The sequence below is a fragment of the Roseburia sp. AF15-21 genome (assembly GCF_003479505.1).
In the GTDB taxonomy this organism is placed as follows: domain Bacteria; phylum Bacillota; class Clostridia; order Lachnospirales; family Lachnospiraceae; genus Roseburia_C; species Roseburia_C amylophila.
The window spans coordinates 1-12,281 of sequence record NZ_QUHG01000003.1 but is presented as its reverse complement, the minus strand read 5'-3'; the positions used below and the strand labels follow the sequence as shown (position 1 = coordinate 12,281).

Below are 12,281 nucleotides of genomic sequence, written 5' to 3'. Positions count from 1 at the left end.
TGTCTCTGCCTGCATCCCTATTCTGCCATTTTCATATAAGCAAAATATACATTACCTGCTGTATCAAATAAATTCTGTGCATCCGTCATTGACATCTTCTCTGTTGCACCGGTTGCCGGATTATAAATATAGACTCCTGCGTTATCATAGCCTGTAATCAATACAGCTTCGCTTCCACTGTTCATGGCAAATACCGGTGTTCCCAGATTGACATAATATAACACTGCATCCAGATCGCTTCCGGTCAAATCAATGACTACAGAGTCCTGCAGGGTATCCTTTAAAATTTGTTTTGGTGTATTTCCGGATGTCATCAATTCTCCTACACCAACATTTAATCCCTGCATCGAAAGCATACCATTGATTGCTTTTGCTATCGTTGTTCCGGATGCGTCTGCATCACCTATTGTAATCGTCAGTGGTGACTGGGAAGATTTTCTTGCCCTCTTCCAGATATACTGCTGTCTGCTTCCTACCACAACGCCCACATTATCATTTGCCACTGCAATGGCTTTTGCCGCATTATCCGTTGCCAGCACTACTCTTCCGGCAGAATAAGCATAATAATAATCTGTCTCTTCCGGCTCTTTCAGATTCACATTTCTCGGTGACTCCAATACAATCCGTTTCGGAGTCAGAAGACGACCCGAGCTTATCTCTTCTTCCTGTAATAATTGCAGCTGCAGCTGCGTCTGTTTTCGTTCCGTTACCGTACTGTGAATGCTGACTACTTCTGCAGAATCTCCCTCACGATTCATAATTGTATCCTGTTCCGCCGGAACATAAGCCATACCGTTATACTGTTCCCGGTTCAGATAAATAGTATAATCCACAACTTCTACAGATGCCACATAATATCCATCCTTATGGTAATCTTTTAACACTCCGTGTTCTTCATCATCCGTATCTACAATATAAATATGATTCATCGGAAACTGTACATTTCCGGCAGAATCTGTATACACATCACTGTCATCCGCCTCGCCATAGATAAAATCATCTTCCATAAATGCCAGTGGCCGGATATACGTTCCTGCTGCCGCTGCCACTTCAAAGCTTTTCGAATTCTCCAGATTCAGAACAGTAATTTTCGAACCGCTGTCACTGTTGCCATCTGCAATATAAGCAACAAACTGGTTATTCTCTGATACCGCATAATTTCCTGTTTCAAATCCGCTGACTACTTCCTTTTCTTTGGTAGTAGCAAGATTAATCTCATACAGTGTCCCACCCATCATAATGTAGAACATTCCACTTTCATTTTCATACATCAGCTGTCCCAGTTCTGATTTCAGCACTTCGTAAGAGTGGGTGGATGGTATAAACAGTTCCTCTTCTACTGTATTTGCCACGCTGTCATAATGATAAACACCTACACCCACCTGACCTTCGTGGTTTCCCCTGTTCATATAACCATATACAACAAAATCAGCACTTCCTGTTTCATCCACCTTAATAATCCGGATATCATGTTCCTTATGATTTTCCCTGGAATCAATCCCCTCATAACCACGGAAGCTGAACACCTGGGAAAGCTTTTTTTCTGTCGCATTGTAACACCAGAGTTCTCCTTCTTTTACAAAACAAAGAATACTTCCTGTCTCATTACTCTTATATTCCACATCGGACGAACATATTCCAAGCTGTAAATAATTCTCATAAAAATCATCATTCTCTGCCCGGAAAATTTCATCCATGGTTCTTTCAAAATTCAATAGATACATCCGGTCATTGGTATAACGGACACGGTAATATTCTTCTACATTATAATATTCCAGTTCCCCATTATCTCCGGTTGCCGTCACTACATAATCCAATAGAATTACATTATAGGAATTATTGATTTCTTTAATGCTTACCGATGGGTCCGTCAGAACGGTCCCATTGAATTTATCCCATGTTACCTGTCGCAGTGTGGAATGAATACTGACATTGGCAAGCGTGGTATTATCCGCAGAAGAATCCGGTTCCATATAAGTTGCCAGAGAGCCGCTTCCATCCTCCTGAAATGTTTTTTCATGGAAATCTTTTGCAAAATCAATGCTTTCCTTCACATAACAATCCTGCGGTTCAATAATCCTTGTATAATAATTTAAAGTATCATCCCCATGCAGTAAATGTATAATCAACAGATATTCTGCATTGGAATCCAGAAGATTCTGAATCGGAAGGTCTGCTGTAATCACTCCATTCTTCTGGGAATAACTATCTACCTTCGCATCTGCAATAAGACGCTTAGTATCCATACTCCGGATCTCATAGGAAAGTTCATCCACTGCATAGCTTCCATTCTGAACGCGGATTGGAAGCAGCCTGTCCGTATCAATCGGCGTAATGCTGTCCCTCATGTAAACTGCATTCATTTCATCTACATACCCGTAGAGTTCATTGATTTTCTGCTCTTTATAATAAAGCTGGACAGTCGGCAGCGTTGCCTCCTCCAGTTCTGTTGTCATATCGGGATTTGTTTTATTTGTCAAAAAACTAAACACTACGGTTGATACCAGAAACACACCTGCTAACACCAGTGCCCGAATCATTCCTTTATTCATCTGTATTCCTCATCTTCCTAAACTACGAAAAACACGCTTTGCGAGTTTCTCAAGTTATCGCGGTGCTCGTCAAATCTGCATGCAGGCATGCGATTTTTCTCGCTACTCACGTAAACAAACAATATAGCCATCAAAAAACGACAGCTATATTGTAATTCCTTTTTTGCAAAAGCTCAACCTCTATTTTATTATCCGCTACCAGCATCTGCGGCAGCGTCTGTAACGGCATCTGCGGTGAAACATCTCATGAAACAGAAGAATTTCCGGAGCATCCATGTCTTCCCGGCTTTCCCCAAGTCCCGCCTTATCACGGATTCTCTTACAAATCTGCCGTAGCATCAGCCGGTCCGGATACTCGTCAAACATGAGACTTCCCTCATATTCCATCTTATCGCATTCTTCTTCCACCAGCTCCTGTACTTTTCTTATCTCCAGCGGATACATCTCTTTCATGCGGTCTAAATCCCTCTGATATTCTAACTCCGTCATGTAAAGATTCTGGATTGGATTTGTCATGTAAAAGGGCTGTTTGCCCGGCATCTGCTGCTGTTGCATCTTAAAGAAAATATCCTGATTATAATCCAATGTTTCCTTCTCTCCTGATTCTCATCAGTATAATATATGCAACAGAGACTGTTTGTTGACGGCAAAAATGCTGTTATCTGTTTGTTTCCAACGACATCAGAAATAACACCGCTGTCAGTTCCTTTGGGAACATGGCATGCAGTTTCAGAATTTCTTTTGACGTCAGTGTGTCCTGTTGTGCCGCATAATATGCAGCCGCAGCCACCAGCATTTCTTTTCCAAAGTTTTTAACCTCTGCAATCAGTCCTGCCGGCTCCCTTAATTTATGTGCAATGATACATTCTGTCACCTGTCTTAACTCTGCATCTGCCAACTTCTTATGAAGTGTTTCCACAAAATGTTCCATGGAATATTCAATTGCTGCATCTGCATCAAATACCTCTCCACAGATTTCTGCCGCTGCAAGGAAATATTCCCTCGGTGACATTTTCTCCTTTTCACTTCGTTCTGCCAGAAGTGTATGTACTTTATTAAATTCGCTTTTCTTAGCAAAACGTTTTACCGGCATTTCATCCCTGACCAGTAAATCCAGTTCTGTCATCCGATACAAAAAGTGATCCATTGCCCTGCGGTATTTCTCCATGGATTCCTTTTCAAAGGTATATACATAGCCATAATATTTTCCATAAACCTTCATGGTATCCTGGTATCCCATTCTGGCATTTGCCATTAAAAGAGCATGGTCAAAATTCATCATGGTTCCAAGGGCGCGGCTTGGCTTGATATAAGTTACATACGGCCGCTTTGCATAGGCATCGTGTGCCGGTGATGTATGTAAATCAACAGCAATAATCTGCTGTGCTCCCATTCGGATGGCAAGGTCAATTGGAAGATTATCATAATAGCATCCATCCAGATACGTTATCTCTCCGATTTTATGCATCGGGAATAATGGAAAAATTGCAGAAGATGCCAGAATATAATCTTTCATAAGTCCTTCCGGAATGTCACGCTTTGTCAGTTCGCAGGGTTTTAAAGACGGAAATTCCACCGTAACCAATCCAAAATCTGTCTTTGATTTCCGAATCTTATCCTCTTCTATCAGTGTTTCAATAAAAGCAGTAAAAGGTGAAATATCTGCACCTTTATTCTTTACATATTTTTTCAGGAATGGACCAATTGCCTCTCTCTGGTCATACATGCCCTCTATGGTATCCGTCAGATTGATTCCATCCTCCATCATATCTTCCATGGTTATGGTGCTCCATAGTTCATAAGCCCTGTCATAATCTCCCGTTGCCATTAAGGCTCCGTTAATGGAACCTATGGATGTTCCGGTTACAATCTGATAATCGATACCAAGTTCATTTAATGCTTTCCAGACTCCCAGTTCATAAGAGCCTTTCGTACCGCCTCCACTTAATGCAATTCCACGTTTCATATAAGTCCTCCTCCGGTTATCTCCCGGCTTCTGCCTTTCTTTTAAGAAAGCCAGACTGTCAGTTTCTCTCCATTGAATGCGAACTCATTTTTACGTCCTTTGTAACATATCACAAATTTCTTATATACTTTTTCATAACCTTTATGCAGCATCTGGACTGTTAATGTCTCATCCTTTGTGATGGTCATCTCATATTCATTATATACACCATCCTGATATGTAAAATCTTCTCCGTTATCCTGATAATGCACATAACGACCTTCTCCCGGATATACATCAAGAATCAGCGTATCCAGTTCAATTTCTCCCACATACTGCATTGGTTCAAAACATGGGATAATGCTTCCTGCTTTTACAAAAACCGGACATACATCAAGAGGTGCGTCTTTTACAATATACTGCTTTCCGGTATATTTTTCCCTTGTATCGTAGTCATACCAGATTCCCTCCGGCAGATATAAAAGCTTCTTCGTCATTCCCTGCTCTACTACAGGAGCTACCAGCATACGCTCTCCAAACAGGAATTCTCCATTGAGATTCCATGTTTCTTTATCTTTCTCATAATGTAATACCAGTGGACGGATTACCGGCATACCATTCTGCTCCGTCTCATGGAATAAATCATAAAGGTATGGCAGTAATTTATAACGAAGTTCAATATATTTCCGGTTAATATTTAATGTCTCTTCTCCGAAAAGCCACGGCTCCTGTCTGGTAGAACCCTTGGAAGAATGATTCCGGAACAACGGTGAAAAGCAGCCGACCTGTATCCATCTTGACAGCAGTTCCGGTGTCACATCTGCACCGAATCCACCTACATCTGTTCCGATAAATACCATACCGGATAATCCCAGATTGCACATCTGCGGAATTGCCATCCGCAGGTGCTCCCACAGGCTCTGATTATCTCCTGTCCATGCTGTGGTATACTTTTGGGAACCACTGTAACAGGCACGTGTGATTACAAATGGTCTTCTGCCATCCTGCTTCTTCAAGCCTTCATAGGTAGCCTTTGCCATCAGATGCCCATAGACATTATGCATCTGGCCATGATCACATGGTCTGTCTTCGTCCGTAAACACGACATCTTCCGGCAGTTCTCCACGGAAACTTGCCGGCTCATTCATATCATTCCATACACCGCGGACTCCTAAGTCCACAAGATATTTCTGCTTCTCTCCCCACCACTGTCTTACCTTCGGATTTCCAAAGTCAGGGTATACCGCATCTCCAGGCCATACTGCATTTACATAGGTATCTCCTTCCGGTGTCTTGGCAAAATATCCCTGTTTCATGCCTTCATCATACATATCATAACCTGGATCTAATTTGACACCCGGGTCAATGATGGTAACAATTTTAAATCCTTTTTTCTTTAAATCCTCAATTACTTCACCCGGTCTGCCAAAGTCCTTTTCATTCCAGGTAAAGACCCGGTAGCCATCCATATAGTCAATATCCAGATGAATCGTATCAATCGGAATCTTTAATGCACGATATTTATCCGCAATTGCGCGGATCTCTGCGGAAGTCTCATATCCCCAGCGCGACTGATGATAGCCTAATGTATAAAGCTGCGGAAGCGGTGTTCTTCCGGTCAGATAAGTATAACCAGCTACTACCTCCGGCATATTATACCCGGCAATAAAATAGTAATCCAGATTGCCACGGTCTGAGCCAAAGAAATAGTATCCCGCATTTTCTTTTGCCAGATCAAAATAAGTCTTACAGGTATTATCAAAAAAGATTCCGTATACGCAGCTTTCACGCAATGTTATAAAGAACGGGATCGATTTATACAATGCTTTAAAGGCTTCCGTATGCGCCGCCGGATTATCTGTATTCCACATCTCATAATCGTAATTCTTCTTATTTAATACCCCTGCTTTATCACCAAAGCCATAGAAGGCTTCGTCTCCCTCCATGCGTTTTACAGCCTGCACATGATAATTCTTATCTGTCGCCTGCGGCACCTCATGTCCCTCTGCTTTTAAGAATTCGATAAATTTCTCACTAATCTGTGTTGCAAATTCCCTTCCACCACGATAGTCCGCACAGAGAAGCTGTCCATTCACATCATAAAAATCCACCATAAAATTATCATATACGCGTATGATTAATCTTGCAGTCCGAACCTCAAGATAGTCAATTCCTTCCTGCACATCAAAATGTATATGTTTTGACTTTTCTCCCTCGATGGCTTTTGAACGATGTTCCTCACTTTCGAACGGAACAAACACATTTACAATGTTATCTGTCAGAACCTCTAAGCTTCCCATGCCATATTCAAATACAAAATGAATGATTCCACTCTCCACATAATAAGATTTTCTTTTTCCCAGCATACTTTTTCCTCCACTTTTGCTTATATTAGTAGCAATGTACCTCCCACTATCATAATTAATCCAAAGAATGCCTTTGGCTGTAGTCTTTCATTTAAAAACACAGATGAAAATACAATTGTAACTACAATGCTTAGTTTATCAATCGGTACCACTACACTGGCTTCGCCCAGCTGTAACGCCCGGTAATAACAAAGCCAGGATGCTCCGGTTGCTATTCCGGATAAAATCAGAAACATTCCATCCCGGAAGGTCATACTCCGGACCTGCTTCTGTTTCTTTGTTACAAATACTACCACCCATGCCATAACAAGTACCACTCCAGTACGATATGCCGTTCCGAGATTGGAATTCACACCATCTATTCCCACCTTGGCAAGGATGGATGTCAGGCTGGCAAACACTGCAGACAGCAGTGCATAGATAAGCCATGCCCGGCTCTTTGTGCCACCGCTTTTCTTTCTGGTAATCATGAGCATCGTTCCAACGCCAATTAATACCATGGCAATAATTTTCTTCTCGTTCAGTCCTTCATTTAAGAAAATGACTGCCAGAATCATTGTCAGGATTGTACTGGATTTATCAATCGGTGTTACTTTGTTTACATCGCCTAGCTGCAATGCCCGAAAATAGCAAAGCCAGGATGCTCCGGTCGCTATTCCTGATAATGCAAGATAAATTAACGTCCGTGTTTCTATACTTCTGACTGGAGTATAAGATCCGGTAAGCCATACCATAATCCATGCAAACATCAATACTACAATCGTCCGGATTGCTGTTGCAAGATTCGAGTCTATTTTCTTAATTCCAACTTTTGCCAATATTGCCGTAATACCTGCAAAAAAAGCAGAGCCACATGCATATGCAAGCCACATATTTATTCCTCTTTTCTATTATCCCGGGAAAATTCTGTCTTAATCTGCACTGCAGCAGACTTTATTTTTACCACCCACTTTTGCATCGTTCAAATACAGATGCCACTTCACTTAATATCCATACCCGTCATAATATTTCAAATATTATCTTATTCCATTCTTCCGCCTCTTTCGGTATTTCTCTTCTCTTGTTTGTTCTTTCCTGCTCCCTTCATTCCCCATACATATCCTATTTCAGAAATCCATTTACAATCTGCTCCTCTGCCTCTTTTTCAGACAGTCCCAGTGTCATCAGCTTAATCAGCTGTTCTCCTGCTATTTTTCCAATTGCTGCCTCATGAATCAATGCTGCATCGATATCATTCGCTGCAAGAGACGGAATTGCCTCCACCTTTCCATTGTCCATGATGATGGCATCACATTCTGTATGTCCGCTGCATGCATTATTACCACGAATATAAGAAACAAACTTCTGGTGGGAATCTCCCTTTGCTACCGAACGCGATACCACATTTGCACTGGAATGTGCTCCATTTAAATCTACCGTAAAATCTGTCTCTGCCTTCTGCTGTCCATGAGTCATAATACGTTCATGAATCACAAGGGACGCATCTTCTTTAAGGTCTGCTTCGGTTGTACGGATTGTGGAGTCTACTCCTTTAATCTGAACACTGTCCATATCCATGAATCCGCCTTCTTCCATGTGGATCACTGTAGTTGGATTTAAGACTCTGGCTCCATTTCCATCCCCTTCACCATAATGCTTTTCTACATATCTTACTTTTGCATTCTTTCCTATATAAAAGGTGTGTATTCCATCATGCTGTGATGTCTGGTCTCCGCAGTTGTGGATACCGCATCCCGCAATGATTGTCACATCTGCACCTTCCCCGATATAAAAATCATTATACACCAGGTCCTTTAAGCCGCTTTCACTTAAGATAACCGGAATATGCATACTCTCATTCTTTGTTCCCGGTTTTACATAGATATCAATTCCCGGCTTGTCCTTCTTAGTTACAATATCAATATTTGCAGTTGTATTTCTTGCCTCCAGTTTTCCGTTGTTACGGATATTATATGCGCCTTCCGGCACGCTGTGTAAATCTGATATCTCTGCTAAAAGATTCTTTTCTATACTGTCCATTTTCTCACCTTTTCCTAGACTAATTTTTCCATCAAAGTAGAGCAGGCTTCACTGCTGCCTAACAGCTTTGGAAGCACTTCTTCCCGGCTTCCGGCTGTGCTTACTTCTCCATCTGCAATTACAATAATCCGGTCTGCAATGTTTAAAATTCTCTCCTGATGTGAAATAATCAGAATCGAGCCATTGATTTTCTGATACATATTCTCAAATACCTGAATCAGATTGTTAAAACTCCAAAGGTCAATTCCTGCCTCCGGCTCATCAAATATGGATAATTTGGTTCCTCTTGCAATTATCATTGCAATCTCAATACGCTTTAGCTCCCCACCGGAAAGGCTGTCATTTACCTCCCTGCCAATATAATCCTTTGCGCAAAGTCCTACTTCTGAAAGATAGGAACATGCCTGACTGATGGAAATATCTTTTCCCGATGCCAGTGTAATCAAATCCTTTACGGTCAATCCCTTAAATCTTACCGGCTGCTGAAACGCAAAGCTGATTCCCTTTCTTGCCCGTTCAGTAATGGATAATCCCGTAATATCCTCTCCATCCAATAAAATCTGTCCGGAAGTTGGTGTCACTATTCCGGCAATCAGCTTCGCCAGTGTGGATTTACCTCCACCGTTTGGTCCGGTAATTGCCACAAACCGGTCTTCTATCTTCAGATTGATATTTTTTAATATTTCCCTGTCTGCTGTTTCATCATTTACCTGAAAACTAATGTCTTTTAATTCCAGCATTTCTCTTTCCTCACCTTACTATCAGATTCACCTATCTGCCTCTCTGCGAACCTGGTTTTTATAAAAAAAGGATAGCACAAAATGGCTTTTTTGCCAACTTCTTTCCCTTCTATTATACATTTTGGATTCTTTTTAATGAAATATTAATAAATTTTTATCGAGATTTACCGTTGTTTTTTTTCTTAAATAGATATATCCTTATTCAGTCAAAAGTAAATTATATGTAAAAAGTGTGTAATCTACTGGGAGGAGAACCATTATTATGAGAGAAAAACATTCTTTTTTAAGTAAGTGCAAGAACTTATTTTTTAAACTAAAAAACAAAATAAATACTTTTAAGAACCGGGAGAAGAAACCACATCCACACCTTGACCGTGCAGTTGTGATTATGAACAAATACTCTTTGGTATTCCATCTGTTACTGTCCTGTTTCCTCGTTCTGGTGATTGAATGTATTTCCAGACGAAATGTGCTTTCTGCATTTTCCTTTATTGCAGGACACACCATTGCTTACCTTTATAACTCATTTATTATTTTTGCAAGTTTATCCCTGGTCTATCTGATTCGAAGAAGAACACTTGCCCGTCTCTTAATCAGCGGCTTCTGGCTTTTCCTTGGAACCATCAATGGTGTTATTCTTTCCAAACGTGTAACTCCATTTGGTTTTACAGATTTGAAATGTCTGTCTGACTTATTTGCCATGCAGAACACCAAATACTTTACCTTTGGTGAAGCACTCGCCGTTATTATCGTAGTCGGTCTTTTCCTGCTTTTCTGTATCTGGCTTTTTATCAAAGGACCAAAATATCAGGGCAAAATCAACTGGATTGTAAGTCCGCTTATGGTTGCTGTTATCTTCCTGATGTTACCGGTAACTACCAAGGCAGCCCAGTCCAATAATATTGTTGCTTCCTATTTTGCCAATATTGCACAGGGCTATGAAAATTATGGTTTTGTCTACGGCTTCTCATCCAGCGTTGTTGACCGTGGTATGAGTAAACCGGACAGTTATTCCGAAGAGCGTATTGCCAAAATAGGGGCTTCCGTTCCGGAAGAAACTACCGAAGCTGCCGAAGATGCGCCAAATATTATTGTTGTTTTACTGGAATCCTTTGTAGATCCCTCTGATGTTAAGTTCTTACATACTTCAGAAGATCCGGTTCCAAATTTTCACAACTTATTAAACAACTATTCTTCCGGTTACTTAAAAGTTCCTGTTGTAGGTGCCGGAACAGCCAATACTGAATTTGAAGTATTAACCGGTATGAGCATGCAGTATTTTGGTACCGGCGAATACCCATATAAGACTACTTTAAAAGAAATCGACAGTTGCGAAAGTATTGCTTCCGACCTTGGAAGTCTCGGCTATGGTACACATGTTGTACATAACAACGGTGGTAACTTCTACAGCCGTGCCAATGCCTTCTCCCTGATGGGATTTGACAGTTTCACCAGTAAAGAGTGTATGAACATTCAGGAGTACACACCACTTGGTTCCTGGCCAACCGATAACATCTTAATCAGTGAAACCTTAAAGGCTATGGATTCTACCCCTGACCAGTCAGATCTGGTATATACCATTACCGTACAGGGACATGGTGATTATCCTACTGAAAAGATTCTTGAAAATCCGGAAATTGCAGTAAGCGGTGCTGCAGATGAGGCTTCTAACAATCGGTGGGAATATTACATTAACATGATTCACGAAGTAGATAAATTCATCGGCAACTTAACCGAAGAGCTTTCCAAACGGGATGAAAAGACCATCGTGGTATTCTTCGGCGACCACCTTCCTACCATGGGACTGACCGATGATGATATGGTATCCGGTGACATTTTCAAAACCAAATATGTTACCTGGAACAACTTTAATTTACCAAAACAGGATGCTGACTGTGCTGCTTATGAATTATTAGCAAACATCACCAACCAGCTTGACATCCACAAAGGAACCATGTTCTCTTACATCCAGAGCCAGAAGGGTTCTGCTTCTTACGACGAGAACTTAGAGAATTTACAGTATGACCTTCTTTACGGAAAACGTTATGCTTACAACGGAACAGATAAATATCCAGCAAGTGATCTGGTTATGGGTATTGATGATGTAACGATTAACAGTGTATGGAAATCCGATGACAATAAGTTATGTATTTACGGCTCCGGATTTACTCCTTGGACGAAAATTTATGTCAACGGAGAGAAGGTATCCACTTCCTTCTTGGGAAGCACCATGTTAAAGATTAATCTTGACGACATTGAAGACGGCGATACGATTGTTGCTAACATTGTAGGTTCCAGCAGCACCATCTTCCGAAGCTCCAACGAGTTCCTCTATGAGGACCCGGATGTAGAACATACGGAAGAGCCTGCTACCGAAACAGAACAGCCTTCTACTGATACAGAAGGTTCTACCCAGTCCACTGAGAAATCCACAGAGCAGTCCTCTGAACAGTCTTTAAGTGGTGCCGGTACAGCAACTGACCAGTCTGTAGAGCATGCAGTCAATACTCCACTGACACAGAATTAAAAGAATAAACTACGAGAAACACACTTTGCGAGTTTCTCGCGTAAACAGAAAGTCCCGATGGGATGAATTCTTCTATGATATGTACCCTCTTTACTGGACAACCAGTAAGGAGGGTGTTTTTATGCGTTATAG

8 protein-coding genes are annotated in these 12,281 nt (G+C 41.2%); 1 reads left to right on the top strand and 7 read right to left on the bottom strand.

What is annotated here, in order from left to right:
• Nucleotides 1-17 precede the first annotated feature (17 nt).
• From DWW33_RS05355 to DWW33_RS05325, 7 genes are all read right to left on the bottom strand, one after another.
• Nucleotides 18-2,552 (bottom strand): hypothetical protein, encoded by a 2,535-nt coding sequence (locus DWW33_RS05355; RefSeq protein WP_118088113.1) that lies wholly within the window; start codon nt 2,550-2,552, stop codon nt 18-20.
• A 195-nt stretch (nt 2,553-2,747) separates the two neighbouring features.
• Entirely contained in the window at nt 2,748-3,137 is a 390-nt protein-coding gene (locus DWW33_RS05350) for a hypothetical protein (RefSeq protein ID WP_117946135.1), read from the bottom strand.
• Between the two features lie 73 nt (nt 3,138-3,210).
• The gene (locus DWW33_RS05345) at nt 3,211-4,518 is read right to left on the bottom strand and encodes a patatin-like phospholipase family protein (RefSeq protein WP_118639012.1); all 1,308 of its coding nucleotides are present in this window, start codon (nt 4,516-4,518) and stop codon (nt 3,211-3,213) included.
• A gap of 41 nt (nt 4,519-4,559) precedes the next feature.
• Complete coding sequence (locus DWW33_RS05340; RefSeq protein WP_118639011.1) at nt 4,560-6,863, bottom strand: glycoside hydrolase family 31 protein; 2,304 nt, start codon at nt 6,861-6,863, stop codon at nt 4,560-4,562.
• Between the two features lie 20 nt (nt 6,864-6,883).
• Nucleotides 6,884-7,735 carry an EamA family transporter gene (locus DWW33_RS05335; protein WP_118639010.1) on the bottom strand — a complete coding sequence of 284 codons (852 nt, stop codon included), beginning with the start codon at nt 7,733-7,735 and terminating at the stop codon, nt 6,884-6,886.
• Between the two features lie 229 nt (nt 7,736-7,964).
• On the bottom strand, nt 7,965-8,882 hold the full coding sequence (locus DWW33_RS05330; RefSeq protein ID WP_117841369.1) for a SufB/SufD family protein: 918 nt from the start codon (nt 8,880-8,882) through the stop codon (nt 7,965-7,967).
• 14 nt (nt 8,883-8,896) lie between these two features.
• The gene (locus tag DWW33_RS05325) at nt 8,897-9,622 is read right to left on the bottom strand and encodes an ABC transporter ATP-binding protein (protein ID WP_118639009.1); all 726 of its coding nucleotides are present in this window, start codon (nt 9,620-9,622) and stop codon (nt 8,897-8,899) included.
• A gap of 262 nt (nt 9,623-9,884) precedes the next feature.
• On the opposite strand from DWW33_RS05325, the gene DWW33_RS05320 reads away from it, so the two are divergent.
• A complete protein-coding gene (locus tag DWW33_RS05320) occupies nt 9,885-12,149 on the top strand; it encodes an LTA synthase family protein (protein WP_199650741.1) in 2,265 nt (754 codons plus the stop codon).
• The last annotated feature ends 132 nt before the right edge of the window (nt 12,150-12,281 follow it).